Genomic DNA, 21759 nt, shown 5'->3' on the forward strand with positions numbered 1-21759 from the left:
ACCAGCGTTCGATCACCTGTTCGAAAGGGGCGTCATGGGCGACGCGGTCAAACTGAAGTCGGGGGAGCCGGACTTCCGGTTCATCGACCTTTTCGCAGGCATTGGCGGCTGTCGCATGGCCTTCGAGCGCGCCGGGGGCGAGTGCGTCTTCACCTCGGAGTGGGACGACTACGCCCGCAAGACCTACGAAACGAATTTCCCTGCGGACGAAGGCAGCGAGCACATCTTCCGCGGCGACATCACGCAGGTGCACGTCGACGAGATCCCGCCTCACGACGTCCTCGTCGCGGGCTTCCCCTGCCAGCCGTTCAGCATCGCCGGAGTCTCCAAGAAGAACGCCCTCGGTCGACCGCACGGGTTCCAGGACCCGACTCAGGGCACGCTGTTCTTCGACGTCGCCCGGATCATCGAGCACAAGCGGCCGCGGGCCTTCCTGCTGGAGAACGTGCGCAACCTCGTCTCGCACGACAAGGGCAACACCTTCCGGGTGATCAAGCAGCGTCTGGAGGGCCTCGGCTACGAGTTCCACCATGAGGTGATCAACGCTGCCGCTGTCGTTCCGCAGGGCCGGCGCCGGATCTTCATGGTTGGCTTCGACCGCAGCGTCTACCCGGACGGATCGGGCTTTGATTTCAACAAGGTCGAGCTACCGGCGGTCCACCCGACGATGGATGCCGTGCTCTACAAGGAGGACGGCACCGAGAAGGTCGAGCCGCCCTACACCGACGAGCACGGCGCACCGGCGGAGAAGTACACGCTCACGCCTCGTCTGTGGGAGTACCTGCAGAACTACAAGAAGAAGCACAACGCTGCGGGCAACGGCTTCGGTTTCGGCCTCGTCACGCGCAATGACGTCGCCCGGACGTTGTCTGCCCGCTATTACAAGGATGGCTCGGAGATTCTCGTGGACCAGGGCCCTGGCCGTCGTCCGCGTCGACTGACCCCGCGCGAATGCGCCCGCCTCATGGGGTTCCCCGACAGCTACGTAATCCCGGTCAGCGACACCCGTGCCTACAAGCAGTTCGGCAACAGCGTCGTGGTGCCGGTCGTTGAAGCAGTGGCGAAGCAGATCGCGGCCCACCTGGACGAAGGCGCTCTGGCGGTTCCAGCAGCGGGCTAGGCTCGATCGCATGCCCGACGTGGTCTCTCCCGAGGTCCGCAGCCGGATGATGGCGGGCATCCGCGGCAAGGACACCAAGCCGGAACTCCTGCTGCGCAAGGCGCTGCACCGCGACGGCTTCCGCTATCGCCTGCATGCCAGGAACCTGCCGGGCCGACCCGACATGGTGTTCCCGCGCTACAAGGCAGCCGTCTTCGTCCACGGCTGCTTCTGGCACGGCCACGAAGGCTGCAGCTACTTCAAGGTGCCCGCGACCCGCCGGGAGTTCTGGGAGGCCAAGTTTGCTGCCAATCGGGAGCGCGACGCCCGCCGTCGGCTCGAGCTCGAAGAGGCCGGCTGGCGCACGGCCGTGATCTGGGAGTGCGCGACTCGGCGCTGTCTTGCTCAGACTGTGCGCGACGTTGAGACTTGGTTGGTCGGTGAGGAGCGGAGGTTGAACCGAGCGTGGGAATGAGTCGACGAGTCGAAGACTTCTTCGAGGGAGCGGCTGGAAAGTACCTGAGCGCGGTCGAGGCGAACCCGGTAGCTTCGAATCAGCATGAGTTCAACGGAGTATCCGCGCTTAGGGGTCTGCTTGGAGACCCTCCGGAGCGAGGTGTGATTTTCCCCGCCAAGTTCATTTTCCTGGATGACGAAATTGAACCCGAGGTGGCTGAATCGACCGTGACCTGGTACGACGCACGCGCTCGTCATCCCACGCGCTCAGAGTGTCGGCTCTACTACCCCTCCAACTACGTCATGGACGGAGCTGGCGAGGGGGACTACATGGTGATTGCCAAGCTGCGACAAGGAGTGGACGCCGAAGCGGAGGTTGTCGTGATCATCACGCCGGGTCCGTCGAGCACGGCCGCACAGTTGCAGGTTCTCTTTGGTCTCGAGCCATCGAATCGCCTCGACGTAGAGACCACTCCGAGCGGCGTGGATTTGAGCCTCACGTCCAGGGCGCTCGTTGAGTCCTTGGGCTACGAGGTGGCTGATGATCGTGATCATCTACTCGGTGTCATGGTGGACGCATTCGGTGATGCCTTCCCGCCGAGCGGTGAGTTCTCCACCTTCGCGCGACGCCAAGTTGCCGAAGCCGACCCGGTAGGTGAACCGGATACGGCTCTGGTGGCGTGGATGAAGGAGGAGGAGGCCCTATTCCGAACCTTCGAGCGACATCTCTTGGAAGCGCGTCTGCAGGGTTTGGTAGGAGATGTAGACCACGTTCTCGAGCTCGCAATGCAAACCTTCCAGCGCAGGCGAGCGCGAGCTGGAAAAGCGCTGGAGAACCATGTCAGTGCGATCCTGCAGTCGCACAACGTCACGTTCGCGTCGCAAGCTTTCACGGAAGGTCGAAAGAAGCCTGACTTTCTCTTCCCAGGGGCTGTCGAGTATCACGACCACACCTTCCCCGCAGAAAGTCTACGCATGCTGGCCGTGAAGACGACTTGTAAGGACCGCTGGCGCCAGGTGTTGTCAGAAGCAGATCGTGTAAAGCGGAAACACCTTTTGACCCTTGAGGCTCCTATCAGCTCGACACAAACGCGTGAAATGGCATCGCGTGATCTTGTCCTGGTGGTGCCCCTAGAACTGCATCACCTGTTCGATTTCCAGCAGCAAATGAGCCTCCTTAGCCTAGGCACGTTTCTTGATGAGGTCGGCATCAGCTGATGTATTCGTAGCCGTTGTCGACAAGTCGCTGACGCAATGAGAGCAGTCGCTTGGACTGGAGCTCGGTGGGCAGATTCCCGCGCATGACGACATTGAGAATGCCAGCTTCTGCGGGGGTGATCAGTCGTCGAGCCTGGGCGTACTGCTGCATAGCAGCCCACTCCTCGGCCGGAATGGCGAGTACTGCGGCCTGTCCCTCGATACCCTCATCGACTCGACGCTGCTGCCGCGCTGAGCGCTTGCGGGATGTGGCTTCAGTGGTCGAAACGAGGTCGTCTTGGAACGCAGGGGGGATCTCCACAGGCATGGCCTTAATCAGGTTCCAACACTCCGCGCGCTTTGCCCACTCCGTTACGTTGACGACGGGCCTGCTCTCGGAGGTCAGTACGCGCAGGACGTTATGCGCGATTCCGAGCGCGAAGGCCCGGGTTGCGTCAGAGATTTCCTGGCGCTGCCACACGGCGTCAAAGTTAAATTCTCGACTCGGCGACATGGACGCAACCGTCTCTGCAATCTTCGCGATGGTGTAGGTCACGATGTTCGCGAGGTATCCGGTCTGGTACCAGTCTGCCGACGAGACTGCCGATCGCACTGAATTGAACAGAATGCCCTTAGCTACGAGATGACGGAAGTAGTCATCGTTGAAATCTGCTTCGGCGCTCTCCCATCGGTCCGCGACCTCGTTCGCGAAAGCGACAAAGTTCTTTTGGGCGCCCGAACTCACCGTGTGCGGTTTCCGCGCCCATGAAACTAGATACTTTGCCGCGTCCGTTTTTGTGATGACCTGGGTTCGTGGATATTGAGCGGTGAACTTCTTCTCGTCGGCGGTGCTGAGCTTGCTCTTCTCGTTGAGGTATTGGCCTCTGGTTCTCTCGTAGAACCACTTGGTCTGGAAGGTGACGCCCGGCCGGGCAGGCGTGAGGATACGCCTCGACAGTTCTTCCATTCGGATGTGGAAAGGACTGTTAGAGAAAAAGTCTGCTTCGCTAACCTTGTTCTGACTATTGGCATAGCGAGAGATATATGGCACCAGTTCCTGCGCACGCTCTGGAGTGACCTCCACCAGCTTGGCCTGCACGGCAATGTCGCGGAACTGAGGCGGGTTCTTTTCGTCCCGGTCGACATAGAAGAGCGATGCTGTGGTCTGACCACCGTTGACGATCTGAAGGTCAGTCAGCCCAACGATGTGGCGGCCATCGTCGCTCAAGTGAACCCCCGTCGCCGTCGCGGTGATTCCGTTGTTGTAGGCCAGGAAGCGGTCGGGCTCGGCCATGACTGTTTTCTTGATGCCCTTATTCACGTTACCCCGGGCGCTGAGATACGATCTAACGTTCCCTTCAAGAAGCCTGCTGCCGTACCGGCCGTAGAGGTCTGCTATCAGGCGGGCCGGCAGGGCACACAGGTAAGTGGTCGTCGACCCACGGCCATCAGAGACTCTCAGTGCAGGAATGCCATCGGGAGCCCACTCACGCAGGTCAATAATCAGCTCCTCCCGTCCGCGAGCTGACTCGTGCAACTGATGAAGGCGCTGAACGTCCCAGACGTGGTACTCAACCGGAATGCCGGCGATTTCCTTCGAAGGGAGGTCCTTAGCGCGGCTGCTCAACTGTTGGTTAGTGAGGAGGTACAGGCGATACCTCGTGACCGACCGGCCCCGTCGGCGGAGGTCTTCAGCGAGTTGGTATTCCGGCGTGCTTTCTTCACGCTCTTCCTGGAAGACGCCACTAAGCGATTCTGACAAGAAGGCTTGAAGAGCGTCGAACATCTTGGCGATGGCAGGAACGCCGATCGTCTCGATCTCCTCGGAGTCAACGAAGCCAGAGACCACCAGGGCGATGGAACCGTCGGCGTCGTCGAGGTCATAGCCGTTCACGGCAATCTTGCGGCGGTTGGTTCCCGTCCCTTCGAAGTAGAAGGTCGTGAGATTGTCGATCTCCTCTGCGTCAGCCATGCGTTCGGCCATTTCCGCCATGAAGGAACTGGCACGGTAGTCAGAGTCCACCTCGGCGCGTGTCCGGACCTGGTTCATCAGGTCACTGTAAAACTCTTCGATCTTCATCGAACTACTCCTACGATGTGGCCAAGGGAATGTCGACGGAAAGGAAACCTTCGACGAAGTTGAGGTCTAGTCGGTACTTGGTCGCCCTCAAAGCTTCCGGCAAGTCGGCACGGCGTAGAGCCGGGAAGTCGTTCTTGACGTCATAAACACGCAGGCGGGTTGCTTGATAGCTCTGATCCCGGTACCACGGATCATCGAGATTCGCGCCCACCTCGAGGAAGCGGCGCTGAAACTCAACTCGGGCCTCAGGCTCTTTCAGGCCGACCTGAATCGATGAGACAAGTTCGGGCAGGTTCATGGCGCCGGGGCCGTAGCTCTCCTCCAGTGTCACAGCGGCCAGGCGAAGGTTCTCGCCCTCTAGCTGGAACTCCGAACTAATCTCGACCACGTCGCCGCTTGCCCGCAGCGCCTTGACCTCGTAGCTGGGGCCAGGTTTCGGAAATCGGAAATCTTGGTAGCCGCCCCGTGGTCCATCCCAGCTCGCCACAACGATGTCGAGATCGAAGCCGTGATGCCCACTGGCGAACCCGAACCAGAGTTCCGCGATCAAGCCGCGCAGACGCTCCTCGGAGAGTCGGTCGTTGCGCGGGCGTAGCAATCGTTGCCAATCACCAACCTCAGCAAGCAGCGAAGTCATGGCGTCCCGCTCGGTAGTGGCGGCCGTACATTTCGCCGCTAGGTCGACCACAAGGGTGATGAATATGTCGGACAGTGTCGAGTCGTTGAGGACAAGGTTTAATGTCCACTTTCCGTCCTGGCGAACCCGACGTTCGACGGAGATGGCGCCGTGCAGACGAGGCAGCCCGGGCTTTTCCTCTACAATCACGGAAAAGAATGGGTTCGCCAGCGCGTCCAGACCGAAGACCATCCGAATCGGGCTGCGCGCGTCTACCTCGCGCGTAGCGTAGTCGCCGGCCGCAATCAATGAGCGCCAGCGCTCTTCAAAGTCGTCAATCATCGATATCCTCGTCGTCGGCGCCCGTGAACTCCGTCAGCCATTGCTGTTGTGCGACTGTATTGATGACGTATTCAACCTCACCCTCGCTGTTGCGCGGGTCCGTGCTGTCTCCCGGGATAGCCACCTTGACAGCCACCAGGTTTCCAATTGTTTGGTCGTCATCGGGGGGTTGGAGCAGGTAGATCATCAGGACTGGACGCTCAAGCGCTTTGTAGAAGCGGGTCTCCGGAACCCCCTTTTTCTCAGGGAACTCCTCGCGAAACTCCGTCTCAATCTGCTCTCGCACGTTGCTAGGTAGCAGGCTGGCGACGTCTGACGGTCCCGCCAAGCGCATGCGAGCTCCTGACACCCGCAGTGTGGGCCTGTCTGCCGCACGGACGAGCTCCCGTCGGGGGATAGGAATGTCGGTACCGCCGATGCGTTCGCGCTTCGCGCTCTTGTGGCCCTTGGCTATGACCACGTCCCATGTTGCGAATCGAATGGCTCGTGCGCGGCGTACCCATCCGCTGAGAGTGGCATCCGAGAAGAACGGATCGCCCGGATCGGCGACGTAGTTCTCGAGGAAGTCAGCAATAGAGGTCCGGGGAACGCCCTGCCACCTGGGCCATTGGACAGGCGTCGGGGCCTTGGTTCCTTCCGCTAGGACGGCCTCAAGCAGTGAGGTTAGTGCAAGTCGATTCTTTTCCGGAGCGCCAACCTTTGGGTCGACATTCAAGCGAGTAGTCTCTAGGCGCCGACCGGCCAAGCTCACGACCTTTGTCGCGCTCTGGGTATTTCGCATCTTGTTCCGCGCGGTGATCAGCAGCGAAGTGGGGTGCTTCTTGACAGCAAGGCCGAAGTGCTCGGGCGTGAGTTTCTGGCGCAGCATCAGACGCAGGTCCAGACGAAGATCTTCGATGGACTCGGCAGCTAGACGATAGTTATCCGCCGAATCGTGGTTGATCCAAAGGTGACAGAGGTCCTGGTACCCGTCGCGGTATCCGAACCAGCGGGCCATCTGCATCAGGGTGTCGGAAGCCGTGACGGCCCGGTAGAAGTAGCTGGTCGAAAGACCTTCAAGCGTGAGGCCGCGACTAAGGACGTCGCCGCCGACAGCAACCATGCGCGGTGGACGCTCCCACGACAATTCCTCTTCTTCGATCAAGGCTTTGTCGCGGTCGGAGTTGAAGAGTTGCACGCGGACGTCGGACACACTCTGAGGCAGCGCCTTTCGAACCTCGTCCCAGGTGGTGCCGGTGTCTGCGAAGTGAGCCTCGTAGGCACGTCGGAGCCTCTCGATCTCCCGGTGGCGGCTTCCCGGCATGCTGCAATGGAGCTGAACCGCATTGTTGAGTGCCGTTACCTCCTCCTGCAGTAAGTCGTGCACCTGTGCCTGGACTCGCTTGAAGCGGGACACGTTCACCAACATCGCGCGCGGCTGGTCGGTCTGGCCGCGGAGGTCGCGGATCGCGTTGGCGACAAAGAAAGTCCGGACGGCCTCCTTGAGGCTTGCTGGCAGTGCTGGGACGACGAGCTCTGACTTGTGACGCAGCGGAATGAGGTCATCCACGTCGTCAAGCAGGTGCAAGCGGTCTGTCTTCACGTCCTCAGTTGTTCCGAATACTGTGGTGCTACCCACATAGTTACTCGGCGCCTCGAGCGAGTAGACGAAATCCTTGGGGAACAGATCATTGTCTACGCCGTGGTCCATGAAGATGTTGGCGAAGGGCGTCGCTGTGAACGCGACATAGGAACTTCGCGCGAACAAACTGAGGATGTCTCTGATCGCCTTGTTGATGGCGGTGGGATCGCTGTCCTCGCGAGTGTTGATGCTCGCGTAGTCGGACTCGTCATCCAGCAGAAGGAGGGGGGTGTGGATGACCCCGCCGTAAGCGGCTGCCTGCTCCTCAAGCCACTGTTGAACGGCGCTGAGCACCGACTTGTTCTTTTTCAATACGAAGACGAACGGGTGCGCGGCGTCCTTGGGCAAGGTAATGCTGCTCGCCTCGTAACTGCTCTTTCGGAAGTCCCTCAGCACGGTCGTCATGCCAACGGTGTGCGCGAGATCCTTCCGAATGAGACCGATGCCAATATGCTTGCTCGGCGTCGTGTCCGCCCCCGTCCGCCGGCCTTGGCGAGCTGTGTCGCGACCGATGAAGGCCTCGTCCACACGGGCCTGGGTCTGGCGCCTCAGGACCTCGGTGTTGCCAGCGAGCAAAATAACGAGTCGGTAGCCCGCGTCGGCCGCTTTGTTGAACAGGCCAAGGTAGGTCGCAGTCTTGCCGGACTGAACATCGCCGAGGACGAGCCCGCGGCGATTCCAGCTGCCTCCGACAGTGGGGTCTCCTGCGAAATCGAGGATGTCGTCGGTCAAGTCGTCGAGCTTGTCGATGACCTTGGGGGACCTACCCTGCCGCAACATCAGGGTCCGGTAGGCCGCCCACCGCTCCCACTCAATGTCCCGCTTTTTCTCCTTGAGCCATGGTTCGAAGTCTTCCGCGGTGATCGCGGTGCCAAGGTCGACGTCGATGTTCAGCTGCTCTGCCAGCTTGCGACAGAGGTAGTCCAGGTCCTCGTCGCTGAGGTCATAGTCCACCGTCGGGCGGAAGGTCTCGAGCGTGGATCGCACGGAGGCTTCGTCATGTTGCCCGTCTTGGAGCATCACGCTGGCGAGCTGCTGAAGACGAGAGAGAGCCTTGCGGCGCTCCGGAGATGTTGTGCTAGTCACTCAGCACCTTCCGTAGGTACTTCTCGATGTCGGGCAGGGCAGAGAACGGCTCGACGTAGCGGAGTCGATCCGCCAGGGCGTCGACGTCCTCGATCGGCTGCATGCTGCGCCACATGAGTCGGGTGAGTTGTTCGAGCTCCGGGGTCTCGGCGTTGGGGGCTCGATGTGCGTTGTCGCTCCCCAACCGGTTGTACGCGTCTTCCACCGGGAATGTGCTCTCGATGACTTGTAGGGCGCCGTTCAGAATATCCAGTGAGTCGTCGCTCAAAGCAGCTGCCAGCTGATCGATCACGGGGTGCTGTCGATTCAACTCGTAACGAAAAGTTCCGCGCTCCTCGATCAGGCTCCAGAGCCTCGAAATCGAGTCCGAGGATGGGATCGGCCGTCCTCGATACTTGTGTGTCCTCGTGCTAGGCGTAACGAAGTTCGTCGCCAAACGGCGCAGCTGTGAGCGCACCTCCGGAGGAGGTACGGCGGTGGACTTCTTGATGTCGAGTGACCATAGGTGGTCAAGCGAGTTGGGGATGTCGACGCGGACTCGAGCGAGCTTTCCGAGGTCATCCTTCGGGACGATTCGAAACCAGGTCCCCCAAATCACGAGCCGTCGTGATCTGTAGATGTAGAAGCCCTGGCTGTCTCGCAACGGTCCTGCGATCTGCGCGGTTTCTCGGTCCCGCTGACTCAGCTTAGAGACATACGGGAGTGTGAAGGCCTCCAGGGAAACGGGTACTCCTGCAATCGTCACCTGCTCAAGGGGCGACTTCTGAGTTGCTCGATGTGCGGACAGGAACGGGTCAACCGCCGGTACAGCGCTGCCATTGATGCGCAGGAGTAGTGGTGTCTTGGGGTCGCTAGTGAAGCGGTGGAAGACAAGGGCGAGGTGGTCTCGGACGCGGGCCATTTGCTCATCGAGCTCCCTCTCGCGCTCGTCTGCGTTCACGTGAAGCTGGTCGAGGTCGGTCCACACCACGAGTGTTCCGCTGTCGTTTTCCTTGAGCAGATCCGCATGCGGGACGAGTGAACATTCGTCTTTGCTGAGGATCAGGAGGGCCCAACGACCCGTGGCGGCCAGGTGATCGAGGCTCCAGCGCACACCAATGACGTCGCCGCCCTTAACCTTGCTGAGCACAGTCAACACGCGACATTGGCTTAAGCTCGCTGTCTTCAACCCCAAGCCAAAGCGGCCGAGATCTCCGTCGCGCCGGCTGTCCAGCGGACTTCTGCCGGCAAGTCGCATCGCCTCCTGGAGACCGGCGGCAGTCATGCCCTTGCCATCATCGAGGATTGCGACGTAGGGAGACGGCGCTGCCGAGAAGAGGACATCTATCGTCATGGCTTCGGCCGTGATTGAGTTGTCAATCACGTCGGCCACGGCGGTTTCGAGGGTGTACCCAACCGCCCTCATGGATTCCATGAGGTGCGGGTCGGGGGCGATCTCAGTCTCTTTCAAGGTGCTCCAGACCTCTGTTTGCTTGGTCGAAGCCGACCGTAGCAATGGGATCCGACGGAAGGTGCGGCTTGGCCAGTTTTGGTAAAGACACCCCGCTACGCCATGGTTCGGGGCAAGCTGCACGTGTGCTTACCAAGCAGAATCTTCCTGACATGGTGATCGAGGCGCTCAAGGCTCTTGGTGGGTCAGGTTCAGTGGTGGACGTGTGCCGCGAGGTGTGGAAGCGCCACGAGGACGTGCTCCGAGACAGCGGCGACCTGTTCTTCACGTGGCAGTACGACATTCGGTGGGCGGCACAGAAGCTGCGGGATCAGGGCCGGCTGGAGCCAACTGCCCGCGGTGCCGCGTCAAGATGGATTCTGGCGGATCGGACAGTCGTGCGGACGTAGAGGCGCTCCGCTGCACACGGTTGGACGAAAGAAGTCCGGTGCCGCCGCCGTGCCGCACCGAGACTCTGTTACCGCGGCAAGTACCCCAGCCATAAACCGTCTCTGGCGCGTGTCATCCCGACGAAGAGCTCGCGGTGGAAGCGTTCCAGCCGTTCGGCGTAGGCAGATTCCGCTTCTCCATGTCGTCTCGCGGGCGGGCTGTGGCGCAGTCCAGGCATCAGGACGTACTTGAAGTCGAGTCCCTTTCCCCGCTTGAAGGTCCCAATCTTGACCTTGTCCTGCGTGACCCCGTCGTAGGCCGTGAGCTCAACGGTGGGAACACCTGCCGCACGCAGCACCCGCTGATACTGGGAGACGGCGCCGACGTACGCCACCAGGACCGCCATGTCGCCCAACGGGACGCCGTAGTCCCGAGTGCGGATGATCTGGTCGACCAGGCGGGCCTCCAGGTCTTGCTGGGAACCAGCGAGGAACTCGATCGGTGCATGTCCATGGCGTGCGATCTCGACTTCACGGCCGCCGTGCTCGAGTTGTCCTTCAAGGTCACCGAAGCGATCGTGTGACACCTCGCGCATGGCGCGGTTCAGGATCTCGATGGTGTTGCGGTAGTTCACCTTGAGCACGGTTGATCGACCCGTGATGTTGATTCCGGCCTCGGAAAGGTTGAACCCACCGGGGTAGACCGACTGCTGCCCGTCGCCGATCAGCAGGACCTGGCCGTCTCGTGCGAGGCGGGCCAGGAACTGGAGTGCGGTCAGGGTGAGGTCCTGCACCTCGTCGACGATCACCGCGCCGTACCGCAAGAGCCCCGGTGTCTCGTCGAGCACATCCAGCGCATTCATGATCAAGTCGTTGAAGTCGCAGACCCCGGCTTCGTCGAGGAGTTCGCTGTAGCAGCAGTAGAGGTTCCAGAGGTCGACCCGGGACTCCCGCGGGAAGGTTGTCTTGCGGCCGACGCGCTCGAGGTCCCGGTAGGTGTCGAAGTCGAGGATGCCTCGCCCCTTGATGACGTAGTCGATCTCCTCGCGCCAGTAGTCAGGTCGGGGCTCGAATCGAGCGAGTTTGTCAGCTGCCTGAGTCTCCGCCCAGGCGCGCTCGAACGCCCGGCTGCATGCGTCAAGGTCGATACGGACGCCAACGCCCGACAGCTCGAGCACCCGGTAGGCGAGTTGATGCGCGCTTGCGAACTCAATGTTCTCGGCACCCGCTGGCGAGATGCGTCGAGCGAGCGCTGCTTGCACACGGGGAAGGGTCTTGACGAAGGACGTGAAGAGCACGGGCAGGTCTGACCGCTGCGCGAGGTAGACCGCGCGATGCAGGCCGACGACCGTTTTGCCGGTGCCGGCCGGACCACGGATGCGGTACGGACCGTTCCACTGCGCACGAACGAGCTTGTTCTGTTCCGGATGGATGAAGGTCATCCAGTCTTCAATGGGTTTGGCGAGGAGCGCTTCGTTGAGTGCGCCGTGAACCTCGTCGAACTCGATCAGCGGCTCATCGAGCGCTTCGTCTTTCGCGCGTGGCTTCCGCGGAACCTTCGTCTTTGCCTGTGTGGGAACGGGACCCTTCGGCGGGCATGCCAGCTCGAGGTCGTCGGCGATGGCGTGTACGTTCTCGGGCGCGAGGCGAGGTGGCCGACTCAGCAACCACCCAATGAGCTCCGTGGCGCCGATTGCCGTCGACGGGCCCACGGGGGTCGCCTTCATGGACTGGTTGGTAAACGCCAGGACCGACTGGATCGCGCTCGGAACCAGGCCGTGGTCAGCGAGGACGTCGGCGAGCCGGTCGATGAGCGAGATGTGCTTGTCGATGGTCGCTGTTTCGTCTGCATCGCCACGGAAGAGCTGGCCGTTGATGATCGAGACTTCCGCCCACTCCTTGGCGTCGATGATCAGTACCCCAGGCGGTCCCACGACGAGGAAGTCGATGTTGGCGCGCGAGCTATTCGGCCACTCGCGATCCTCCAGCACTCGCCATTGAAACTGAATAAGCTCCTTCAGGTACTTCGAGAGCGTGCGCTCGGATTCAGCGGCGATGAGGAAGTTCTCTGCGCGCTCATCCAGCAGGCGGGCGTATTGCCTCAGGCGTGCGCTTTCGTCCTCTGCGGAATCCCCAGCGGCCATGTCGACCTCCCTTTCAGGCAGGGTAGGTCTGGAGAACTCGTTTGACGGGAGTTCTGCGAATTTCCTCTGCGCAGCGGACGGTGCTGCTTGACTCCGGCTCGTGGTCACCTGCATCCCCGAATCACCCACGTTCACGACCGGGTCCGAGAAGGAGGTCTGGGAGCTGCTGCGCGACCAGCTCGGGCCGGACGACGTGCTGCTGGCCAACCAGCACCTCACCACCGAGGAGCGGGACTACGAGGCTGACCTGGTGGTGCTGATGCCCGGGTTCGGGGTGCTGGTGCTCGAGGTGAAGGGCGGGTCGGTCTGGTACGACGAGGGGTGGATCCAGAAGCGCGGGGAAGAGCCGCACTGGATCGACCCGGTGGGGCAGGCCCGCGACGCGAAGTACGCGCTGCGCTCCTACGTCGAGCGCCAGGCAGCGTGGGGGAGCAGGACGCGGGTGCGGTGGGCGCACGGGGTGGTGACGCCGTACTCCACCTTCGACCAGGCGTTCAGCCTGCCTGAGCTGCCGCGGCACGCGCTGCACGACCGCGACGACCTGGCGCACGTCGCGACGCGGCTGCGGCAGAACGCGTCGAAGGGGGACACCCAGCGGGCGCCGGAGGCGGACGACGTCGATGCGATCGTCGCGGCGCTGACCGGTCGGTTCAACACCAGCTACTACGACGTCAATGCCGAGGCGGCGGAGCGCGCCGCGGAGGCGGACCGGCTGACCGACCAGCAGGCGATGATCCTGTCGGTCACCCGCCACCTCACCCGGGTCGAGGTGCGCGGCGGAGCGGGCAGCGGCAAGACGGTCCTGGCGCTCCAGCAGGCCAAGGAGCTCACCCGCGGCACCGCCGACCGGAAGCCGCAGCGGGTGGCCCTGCTGTGCTACTCGATCGGGCTGGCGACGTACCTCAAGCGGCAGGTCGAGAGCTGGCCGCACCGCCACCGCCCGAAGTTCGTCGGCACGTTCCACGACTTCGGCCGGCAGTGGGGCGCGCCGGACGGCGACCGCGCAGACAGCGAGTTCTGGGAGGAGCAGCTGCCGCAGATCATGGCCGACCTGGCCGACGGGCTCACCGACGGCCAGCGGTACGACGCCGTGGTGGTCGACGAGGCGCAGGACTTCGCCGTCTCGTGGTGGACCCCCGTGCTCAAGGCGTTGCGCGACGAGGAGCAGGGCGGGCTCTACGTGTTCTCCGACGAGAACCAGCGCATCTTCGGGCGGTTCGGCGTCCCTCCGGTCTCCCTGGTGCCGCTCGTGCTCGACCACTGCCTGCGCAACACCCGCGAGATCCACGGCGCGTTCGCGCCGCTGGCGCCGTCACGGATGTACGCCCGAGGCGGGCACGGCCCGGACGTGCGGTTCGTCCCGTGCGACGCCGCGGACGCCGAGGAGGTCGCTGACGACGAGGTGGTGCGGCTGCTCGACGAGGACGGCTGGGAGCCCGGCCGGGTCGCGCTGATCACCACCGGCCACCGCCACGCCTCGCACAAGATGCAGACCGACGCGGTCGGCCAGGAGCAGTACTGGGAGACCTTCTGGGACGCCGAGGAGGTGTTCTACGGTCACGTCCTCGGGTGCAAGGGCCTCGAGCGCCCGGCCGTCGTGCTGTGCCTCAACGAGGAGTCGGTGACGGACCGGGCGCGCGAGCGCCTCTACGTCGGGATGTCGCGTGCGACCGACCAGCTGGTCGTCGTCGGCAACCCGGACTGGGTGCGGGAGGTCGGCGGGCCGCAGGTCGCGAAGACCCTCGGCCTCACCGGCTGAGCCCGCCCGCCGATCAAGGGCCGATCAGGCCCGCTCAGCGAGGCTCACGCCTCGTGCCCGCTGCCGTCCGACAGGTCGCAGGAGTGCGCTGCGGCCACCTCGCGCGCCTCGGCCAGCGCGAGCTCCGGGCTGGTCCAGCCGCAGTCCTGGCAACAGGCGAGGGCGGTGGCCGGCTCGGACTCGTAGCGGCGCTCGACGTCGGTCGTCACCAGCACGACTGGCACCGGCTCCCAGCGGAGCTGGTCGAGGTGGCCGGTGGCGCGGGCCAGCGGCAGCCCCGGTGGCGTGACCACCCCACAGCTGCACACGTCGCCGTCAGGGTGCTCCCGGGCCAGCTCGTGCACGTCGCGGGCCTGCGCCAGCACGATCTCGTAGGCATCCATTGCCAGCAGTCCGGCGGCGCTGCCGTCCCGGCCGGCAGCCCTGGCCCGCTCCGCGCTGCTGCGCAGGGCGAGGTACTCGAAGCTCGCGCCGAGCACACGCACGTCGTACCGATGCCCGCGCCAGGCGAGCGTCTCGAAGTCAGGTCCCACAGGGACTCCTTCCCGTCCTTGGCCGCGCCACCGTGGCGCGACCCGGGTCTTCTCCGGAAGGCACCGTGCCGGGTGGCGCGGTTGCCGGTCGACCACGTCCGGAGGCGTGCGGTCGACACTCGTGACCCATGTCCGCGGGACCGGTCGGCCCCGCACGGCGCACGCTAGGGACGGCGCCCGACAGAACTGCCCCGAGCGCCGCCGGCGTGGGGTGATCGGACCCTGCTGGTGGTCACTTCGGACCATCTCTGCCCTGTTCTCCAGCGGCCGGCCGGTCTCCGACCTACGGTCGCCGGCATGAAGCGACTGATCCGGCTCCTCGGCGTCCTGGTGACCGCGGCCCTGCTCGGCACCGGGCTGGCCGCGACGGCGTCGACCTCCGCGTCCGGTGCGGCAGCGGTCGACCGGGACTGCGGCGACTTCAGCACCCAGGCAGCCTCGCAGCGGTTCTTCCTCGACCACGGCGGGCCGCGCAGCGACCCGCACCGCCTCGACGCGGACGGTGACGGGATCGCGTGCGAGACCCTGCCCTGCCCGTGCAGCTACGCGACCGGCGGAGGCGGCGGCGGTGGCGGTGGCAGCACCACGCCCACCGTCGTGCGGCAGTGGGCGCGGGTGGTCCGCGTGATCGACGGCGACACCGTCGACGTCCGGCTCGCCGGTGGCCCCACGCGGCGGGTGCGGCTGATCGGCATCGACACCCCTGAGACCAGCCCCCGCGAGTGCGGCGCCGGGCTCGCCACCCGGTCGGCACGGCAGCTGCTGCCGCGCGGCACCCGGGTCCGCCTCGTCTCCGACACCCGTCAGCCGAAGAAGGACCGGTACGGCCGGCTGCTGCGCTACGTCAGCAAGGGCTCCATCGACGTCAACCGCACCCAGGTCAAGCGCGGCTGGGCGCGCGTGTACGTCGTGGGGCGCGGGTTCACCCGCGTGGCGGGCTACCGCACCGCGCAGCGCTCCGCGCAGGCCGCGCCGCGGGGGATCTGGCGCACCTGCCGCTGACGGACCGAGTGACGGACCCGGGCCGTTGCCCCGCGGTCAGTGGCTGTTGAGCACCGCCCAGCCGATCAGCTGGTCGATGCGGCGGATGTCGGCGCCCTTGCCGACCTTGATCTTGATGTGGCCGGCGCGCGTCCACAGCTCGATCTCGGCGTTGATGTCGAGCAGCTTGCCGGCGTTCTCCGAGGACCACATGTTGATCGAGGAGTAGGGCAGCGAGTAGATCTCGACCTTCTTGCCGGTGATGCCCTGGGCGTCGCGGACGATCAGCCGCTTGGTGGTGAACACGGCGCTGTCGCGGAAGGTCTTGAACGCCGTCACCGGCTGCTCGCCCTCCACGAGGATCGGCCCGATGTCGTCGGGGATCGGGACCTCCTGCATGAAGGTCCAGGACGTGATGGTCGCGGTTTCCATCACGCCAGCCTGCCCGACCCGGGCGGCGGATTCCCGCAAGTCGGGGCCGCCGCCCAGGTCGGGTGGGTCGGGTGTGCTGTCAGTCGGCGGCGAAGGTGACGACCGGCTCACCGTCCACGAGGTCGACCGTGCCGGAGAGGTAGAGGCTGGCCTCGTCGGTCTCCTCGGTCCACTCCGGTGCGCCGAAGCCGTACGACGCGTCGTACTCGTAGGTGACGGTGGCCTCGCCGGTCTCGTCGGAGGACAGCTCGAACGGGAAGGTGCCGTTGAACCAGTCCCACGCCACCGTGGGCATCGTGGTCAGGGTCCAGGTGACCTTGCGCTGCTCGTCGCCGTAGCCGTAGGTGTCCTGCGGGCAGTCGTCCGGGTCGAGCTCGGTCGCTGCCATGCACCCCTCGACCCACTCCGCGACGGCGGTGTCGACCGCCTCGCGCAGCTCGGCCGACGGGGTCGGCGTGCCGGTCTCGACCCACAGGCCGTAGGTCTGGGCCGCCGGCACGGCGGTCGGCTCGTCGGCCGGCTCGAGCCACGGGTTGTCGGCGTACGGGTTGAAGACGTAGGAGCCCGGGAGCACCCAGAAGTCCACGTCCTCGCCCCCAGCCGCCTCGACGGACACGCCGTTGGCCTCGATCGCGGAGCTGGCCTCGGGCACCGAGACGGTCACCTCGCGGGCGAGGCCGCCGTCGTCGACCTTCCAGTCGTCGAAGAACACCGCCCGCTTGCCGTCGCGGGTCAGCGTCAGCTCCACGCCGTCGCCCTCCTCAGGGCCCTCGAGGTCGACGGTCACGGTCACGGAGCTGCCGTACTCCTCGACGTCGGTGATCTCGTAGCCGGTGATCCGGTCCTCCGCCGAGGAGTAGACCTCGTCGGTGAGCAGGGCGACCGACGCCTCGTCCCCGTCGACGGGGGCCAGGTCGAGCACCTCCGCGACGTCGCCGGCGACGACGGCGTCGAGGTAGGCCTCGGCCCGCTTCTCGGGGTCGGACAGCGTCGAGGCGAGGATGCTCATGACGACGACGCCGAGCAGGGTGATGCCGCCGACCACGGCGGCCGCGATGAGCCCCTTGCGCGCCCGCGCCCGGTCGCCGGGTGACATCGGGATGCGCTGCGCAGGGCCGGCCGGCGCCGGCAGGGGGTGCTTCGGCCCGGCGGCGAGGCGCCGGGTGAGGCCGGCGGGCAGTGCGCGGGCGAGGGCGGGGGCGAGGAAGCGCGAGGCCACCTCCACCAGCGCACCCCACACCGCGAGCACCGGCACCAGCCAGTAGGCGGCGTGGAACGCGACGCCGCCGTCGACGCCGAAGAACGCGCCGGACACGCGCACGGTCGAGACGAGGCAGACGGCGAGCCCGCCGGCGGCGTACGCGAGCGGCAGGGTGGTCCACGACGCCGGGTGCGCGAGCCACGCGGTGTCGTGCCCGCGGCGCAGGTGCCACGCGACGGCGGCGAGCAGCACGAACAGCACGGCGAGCAGCGGCAGGACCACAGCCGGGAACCAGCCGAGGTCCCAGGCGAAGGAGTGCTCGCCCAGCGCGGTGACCGCGCCGACGTGCCCCATCGCGAACGCGCCGAGGGACAGCGTCGGCCCCCAGACCAGGCCGTAGAGCGCGGCGTCGACACCGCTGTCGACCAGCATCCACACGACGGCGACCGGCACGACCAGGACCACCCACAGCAGGACGTGCTGCGTGACGAGGTGCGCGCTGCGGCGCACCTCGGCAGGCGTACGACGTGGCCACAGCGAGCCCTGCGCCGACTGGCGTCCGGAGAACCCGGCGACCCCGGCCAGCGCGGCGGCGCCGACGAAGAGCCCTGCCGTGGCGGCGTGCATGACGAGGTCGTCGTCGCGCATCGCCAGCACCCGCGTCGCGACAACCGCGAGCAGCGCGGTCACAAGCCCGCCGCCGGCAGCGAGGATCGCGCGTTCCGTGGTGCTTCCGGACGGCAACGCCAGCTCGCTGCTCCTGGAGAGCCGGTGGACGGCGACGAGGAAGACGGCGGTGACGAGCAGGGGCGGCGCGAACAGGCGCAGCGCGAAGTCGTCGTCGCCGAGCCCGATCGAGCCGCCGAGCGCCATCGCCGCGATCTGGAACGGGATGCCCACCAGGGTCCCGATCACCTTGATGTCGATGTCGCCGGACGGGTCATCGCTTGCGGCGCTGTCGGCCTCCAGCGCGATCGCGAGCACGAGCACTGCCGTGAGCAGCAGTGAGGCGCCGAGCGCGAACGCGTAGCCGAGCAGCGGCGTCGCCGTCGAGCGGACGACTCGCCGCAGCGTCGGCACCGTCGTCATCACGGCCCGCGGCGGCGCGCCGGGAGGACCGGCGGGTGCGGCAGCGGGGGAGGGAGGCGGTGGCGGCGGAGCGGCGTCGCTCCCGGGCCCGAGGTTGTCCATGCGGGGCATCCTCGCGGCACCGTCCGACGCAAGCAGCAGATCGGCGGAAAATCGTGTCGCTGCCGGGCGGTCCTGGTCAGGCCAGGGCCGCGGTGACCAGCTCCACGGCCGGGACGTCGGCCGGTGCCCAGTCGAGGCTGCCGAGCTCGTCGTGGGCGAGCCAGCGCAGCTCCTCGTGCTCGGTGGTGGTGGGCGTGCCGTCCACCAGCACGCACCAGTACGTCGACAGCGTGACCACCAGCGCGTCGTACGCGTACCTCGTGGTGGTCACCTCCTCGCCCACCTGCACCCGGCAGCCGAGCTCCTCGTCGACCTCCCGGGCGAGCGCGGCCTGCGGTGACTCGTCGGGCTCGACCTTGCCGCCGGGGAACTCCCACATCCCGCCGGTGGCCCCGCCCGGCCCGCGGCGGGCGCACAGGACGCGACCGTCCTCGACGATCACGGCGCCGACGACAGCGACCTCCTTCACGGATGAGTGCACGGCGCGCGTCAGTCGTCGGTGAGGCTGCTGAGGTCGTCGGGCACGTCGACAGCGTGCTCCTGCAGCACCTCCAGCGGGATGAGCCGCAGCGCGGCCTCGTTGGTCGACGCGAGCACGACGGGCGCAGCCACGCCGTCGGCGTACGCGTGCAGCCAGCGGGCGGCGACCACGCACCAGCGGTCACCCGGGTGCAGGCCCGGGAACTGCCACTCCGGGCGCGGGGTCGAGAGGTCGTTGCCGACGGCCTGCTGGTGGGCGAGGAACTCCTCGGTCATCACCGCGCACACCGCGTGCACGCCGACGTCCTGCGGCCCGCAGGTGCACGTGCCGTCGCGGTGGAAACCGGTCATCGGGTCGGTCCCGCAGGGTTGCAGCTCGCCGCCCAGGACGTTGCGCTCGGTCACACCCCGAGCCTAGGTCGGTGCACCCACCGGCAGTAGTGCGGTCGACCGCCCCACTCCCGGGGCGACGGGTGCACCGCGCTGCAGCCTGTCCGCGCCTGAGCCGCGGTGAGCGAGGCGCATGACAGACTCGGCCCATGCCCGAGGACTTCGTCGTCGCGCGCAACCCCGAGCCGGACTCGTCGCTGCCGTACCTGCTGCGCATCCCGCTCGGGGACGGGATCCTGCTGAAGGCGAAGGACACCTGGCCGCGCACCTCCAAGGTCTACTGCCACCGGTTCTTCGACGGCTGGCCGGACGAGGCCGAGGTCGTCGAGCGGGTCGCCGTGCGGTCCTGCGTACGCCGTGGTGCCGCGATCGACCTCGTGCTCGACCGGGGCCGCGAGAACCGCTCGCAGTTCGTGATCACGACGATCCGGGGTGGACGACAGGCGGTGTTCTGGCAGACCTCGCGCACCGCGAAGCAGGCCAGGCCCGGCGTCACGGTTCCGAAGGCCCGGGCCCAGGGCATCTCGGACCTCGAGGTCGTCGTCGACACCGGGGAGCGCTACGCCTGGACCTTCGGCGACCAGCAGGTGACCACGCGCAAGCAGTCGCTGCCGGCCGGGGACTACGCCGCCCTCGGCGACGACGGCGCCGTGCTCGCCGCCGTCGAGCGCAAGAGTCCGCAGGACCTCGTCGGCTCGCTGACGACGGGCAAGCTGCAGTTCCAGCTGACCGAGCTCGCCGCCCTGCCCCGTGCCGCGGTCGTCGTGGAGGCCGGCTACGGCAAGGTGGTGCAGCACACCCATGTGCGCACCGCGGTCATCGCCGACGGGCTCGCCGAGGCGCAGGTCGCCTTCCCCGGCGTGCCCATCGTGTTCATCGACAACCGCAAGCTCGCACAGGAGTGGTGCTACCGCTTCCTCGCCGCCGCGGTCGCCGCGTCCGCCGCCGAGGGCTTCGCCACGCGGGCGCTCGCCGGCCTCGCCCCGGAGGCGCCACTGCCACCGCTGCCGCCTCCCGAGCCGACCCCGGCCGAGCTCCGCGCGTGGGCCGGCGCCAACGGGCACGAGGTGTCCGCCAAGGGCCGCGTGCCGGCCGACGTGCGACGGGCGTGGGAGGAAGCGCATGGCGGCTGACGTCGTACGACGCGCGCGGGCGCTGCTGGGCCGCACCATCACCGGACACGGGGTGACCGTGCGGATCACCGAGGTCGAGGCGTACGGCGGCATGGAGGACCCCGCCTCGCACGCGTTCACGCGCACCCCGCGCTCGGAGGTCATGTACGGCCCGGCGTACCGGCTCTACGTCTACCGCTCCTACGGCATCCACTTCTGCGCCAACGTCGTGACCGGTCCGACGGAGATCGGTGCCGCGGTGCTGCTGCGCTCCGGCGAGGTCGTCGACGGCCACGACCTCGCCCGACTTCGACGGGGGATCGAGGGCCGCGACGTCCAGCTCGCCCGCGGCCCCGGCAACCTCGCCCAGGCCCTCGGCATCACCCTCGACGACCTCGGCACCGACCTGCTCGCGGACCACCCCGACGGCGAGCACTTCACCGGCGTCCGGCTCGGACCCGAGCACCGCCGACGCCTCCGCATCGCCAGCGGGCCACGGGTCGGGGTGTCGAAGGCGGCCGACGTGCCCTGGCGGTTCTGGATCGAGGGCGACCCCACCGTCTCGGCGTACCGCCGCAGTCCGCGCGCACCCGCGCCACCGCCCTAGGCTTCCGCGTCGTGAGCACCGAGACCTTCGAGAACGTCACCCTCGACCCCAAGGCGAACATCTACTTCGACGGCGCCTGCGTGAGCCACTCGTTCACCCTCGCCGACGGCACGCGGAAGTCCGCCGGCGTCATCCTCCCCGCGACCCTCACCTTCAGCACCGCCGCGCCCGAGGTCATGGAGCTCAACGCCGGCACCTGCCGCGTCCGCCTCGCCGGCTCCCAGGAGTGGACCGAGTACGCCGCCGGCCAGTCCTTCAGCATCCCCGGGGACTCGTCGTTCGACATCGAGGTCATCGAGCCGGTCAGCTACGTCTGCCACTACGGGGCCTGAAGGCGCGAGCGCGTCGCCTGCGCGGCGCTTGATGGCGCGAGCGTGTCGCCTGTCGACGGAGGCCGCACGGGCGCTCGCTGCGCTCGGCCCGCGGGCGTCCGTCGACGCGCCTTCGGCGCGGGGCGCCACGCTGCCGCGCACGCAGTTGCCTTGCGTAGGTCCGGGCCCCGCTTGGCGGCAAGCCTTCTCCCGGTGGTTGAGGTGCGACGAGCGCTAGCGAGGAGCCTCGAAACCTCCGGGCCTGCGTGGCGGGTTGTGGTGGGCACAGTCGGGTGCACCGGT

At 66.2% G+C, this 21759-nt stretch carries 19 protein-coding genes and 1 riboswitch; of the genes, 9 read left to right on the plus strand and 10 right to left on the minus strand.

Annotated elements, in window-relative coordinates; genetic code table 11:
• The first annotated feature begins 34 nt into the window (after positions 1–34).
• The 3 genes from dcm to NOCJ54_RS0118135 are packed head-to-tail and all read left to right on the plus strand — an operon-like array spanning position 35 to position 2773.
• Positions 35–1120 (plus strand): DNA (cytosine-5-)-methyltransferase, encoded by a 1086-nt coding sequence (dcm, locus tag NOCJ54_RS26790; RefSeq protein WP_051486034.1) that lies wholly within the window; start codon positions 35–37, stop codon positions 1118–1120.
• Between the two features lie 10 nt (positions 1121–1130).
• The gene (locus NOCJ54_RS0118130) at positions 1131–1574 is read left to right on the plus strand and encodes a very short patch repair endonuclease (protein WP_028656621.1); all 444 of its coding nucleotides are present in this window, start codon (positions 1131–1133) and stop codon (positions 1572–1574) included.
• Complete coding sequence (locus tag NOCJ54_RS0118135) at positions 1571–2773, plus strand: type II restriction endonuclease (protein ID WP_028656622.1); 1203 nt, start codon at positions 1571–1573, stop codon at positions 2771–2773. Before NOCJ54_RS0118130 ends, NOCJ54_RS0118135 begins: the two co-directional genes overlap by 4 nt.
• Here the strand turns inward: NOCJ54_RS0118135 and NOCJ54_RS0118140 are convergent.
• The 4 genes from NOCJ54_RS0118140 to NOCJ54_RS0118155 all read right to left on the minus strand — a co-directional run bounded on the left by NOCJ54_RS0118140 (position 2766) and on the right by NOCJ54_RS0118155 (position 9947).
• Complete coding sequence (locus tag NOCJ54_RS0118140; protein ID WP_028656623.1) at positions 2766–4832, minus strand: AIPR family protein; 2067 nt, start codon at positions 4830–4832, stop codon at positions 2766–2768. The genes NOCJ54_RS0118135 and NOCJ54_RS0118140 overlap by 8 nt on opposite strands.
• A gap of 10 nt (positions 4833–4842) precedes the next feature.
• On the minus strand, positions 4843–5790 hold the full coding sequence (locus NOCJ54_RS0118145; RefSeq protein WP_028656624.1) for a PD-(D/E)XK motif protein: 948 nt from the start codon (positions 5788–5790) through the stop codon (positions 4843–4845).
• Positions 5783–8398 (minus strand): Z1 domain-containing protein, encoded by a 2616-nt coding sequence (locus NOCJ54_RS26795; RefSeq protein ID WP_051486036.1) that lies wholly within the window; start codon positions 8396–8398, stop codon positions 5783–5785. Before NOCJ54_RS26795 ends, NOCJ54_RS0118145 begins: the two co-directional genes overlap by 8 nt.
• 91 nt (positions 8399–8489) lie before the next feature.
• Positions 8490–9947: an ATP-binding protein gene (locus NOCJ54_RS0118155; RefSeq protein ID WP_028656625.1), complete on the minus strand. Its 1458-nt coding sequence runs from the start codon at positions 9945–9947 to the stop codon at positions 8490–8492.
• A 125-nt stretch (positions 9948–10072) separates the two neighbouring features.
• Between NOCJ54_RS0118155 and NOCJ54_RS26800 the strand changes: the two genes are divergently transcribed.
• A complete protein-coding gene (locus NOCJ54_RS26800) occupies positions 10073–10336 on the plus strand; it encodes a hypothetical protein (RefSeq protein ID WP_198020262.1) in 264 nt (87 codons plus the stop codon).
• Between the two features lie 68 nt (positions 10337–10404).
• On the opposite strand, the gene NOCJ54_RS0118165 is transcribed toward NOCJ54_RS26800, so the two are convergent.
• Positions 10405–12459 carry a nuclease-related domain-containing DEAD/DEAH box helicase gene (locus NOCJ54_RS0118165; protein WP_028656626.1) on the minus strand — a complete coding sequence of 685 codons (2055 nt, stop codon included), beginning with the start codon at positions 12457–12459 and terminating at the stop codon, positions 10405–10407.
• Between the two features lie 100 nt (positions 12460–12559).
• Between NOCJ54_RS0118165 and NOCJ54_RS0118170 the strand changes: the two genes are divergently transcribed.
• On the plus strand, positions 12560–14218 hold the full coding sequence (locus NOCJ54_RS0118170; RefSeq protein WP_028656627.1) for a nuclease-related domain-containing DEAD/DEAH box helicase: 1659 nt from the start codon (positions 12560–12562) through the stop codon (positions 14216–14218).
• 44 nt (positions 14219–14262) lie between these two features.
• Here the strand turns inward: NOCJ54_RS0118170 and NOCJ54_RS29560 are convergent, their stop codons facing one another.
• Positions 14263–14751, minus strand: coding sequence for a hypothetical protein (locus tag NOCJ54_RS29560; protein WP_028656628.1), 489 nt, complete (start codon positions 14749–14751; stop codon positions 14263–14265).
• A gap of 9 nt (positions 14752–14760) precedes the next feature.
• A riboswitch (SAM riboswitch) is annotated at positions 14761–14878 on the minus strand.
• Between the two features lie 170 nt (positions 14879–15048).
• Between NOCJ54_RS29560 and NOCJ54_RS28515 the strand changes: the two genes are divergently transcribed.
• The gene (locus NOCJ54_RS28515; protein ID WP_051486037.1) at positions 15049–15753 is read left to right on the plus strand and encodes a thermonuclease family protein; all 705 of its coding nucleotides are present in this window, start codon (positions 15049–15051) and stop codon (positions 15751–15753) included.
• A gap of 36 nt (positions 15754–15789) precedes the next feature.
• On the opposite strand, the gene NOCJ54_RS0118185 is transcribed toward NOCJ54_RS28515, so the two are convergent.
• From NOCJ54_RS0118185 to NOCJ54_RS0118200, 4 genes are all read right to left on the minus strand, one after another.
• Positions 15790–16164, minus strand: coding sequence for a PH domain-containing protein (locus NOCJ54_RS0118185; protein ID WP_028656629.1), 375 nt, complete (start codon positions 16162–16164; stop codon positions 15790–15792).
• 79 nt (positions 16165–16243) lie between these two features.
• Positions 16244–18556, minus strand: coding sequence for a hypothetical protein (locus tag NOCJ54_RS0118190; protein WP_157514958.1), 2313 nt, complete (start codon positions 18554–18556; stop codon positions 16244–16246).
• A 76-nt stretch (positions 18557–18632) separates the two neighbouring features.
• A complete protein-coding gene (locus NOCJ54_RS0118195; protein WP_028656631.1) occupies positions 18633–19025 on the minus strand; it encodes a (deoxy)nucleoside triphosphate pyrophosphohydrolase in 393 nt (130 codons plus the stop codon).
• A 20-nt stretch (positions 19026–19045) separates the two neighbouring features.
• Entirely contained in the window at positions 19046–19441 is a 396-nt protein-coding gene (locus tag NOCJ54_RS0118200) for a DUF2237 family protein (RefSeq protein WP_028656632.1), read from the minus strand.
• Between the two features lie 134 nt (positions 19442–19575).
• On the opposite strand from NOCJ54_RS0118200, the gene NOCJ54_RS0118205 reads away from it, so the two are divergent.
• The 3 genes from NOCJ54_RS0118205 to ppnP are packed head-to-tail and all read left to right on the plus strand — an operon-like array spanning position 19576 to position 21477.
• The gene (locus NOCJ54_RS0118205) at positions 19576–20559 is read left to right on the plus strand and encodes an ERCC4 domain-containing protein (RefSeq protein ID WP_028656633.1); all 984 of its coding nucleotides are present in this window, start codon (positions 19576–19578) and stop codon (positions 20557–20559) included.
• Positions 20549–21145, plus strand: coding sequence for a DNA-3-methyladenine glycosylase (locus NOCJ54_RS0118210; protein ID WP_028656634.1), 597 nt, complete (start codon positions 20549–20551; stop codon positions 21143–21145). Before NOCJ54_RS0118205 ends, NOCJ54_RS0118210 begins: the two co-directional genes overlap by 11 nt.
• A gap of 11 nt (positions 21146–21156) precedes the next feature.
• Positions 21157–21477 carry a pyrimidine/purine nucleoside phosphorylase gene (gene ppnP, locus NOCJ54_RS0118215; RefSeq protein ID WP_028656635.1) on the plus strand — a complete coding sequence of 107 codons (321 nt, stop codon included), beginning with the start codon at positions 21157–21159 and terminating at the stop codon, positions 21475–21477.
• Positions 21478–21759 lie beyond the last annotated feature (282 nt).

It is taken from the genome of Nocardioides sp. J54 (assembly GCF_000519005.1).
GTDB lineage: Bacteria > Actinomycetota > Actinomycetes > Propionibacteriales > Nocardioidaceae > Nocardioides.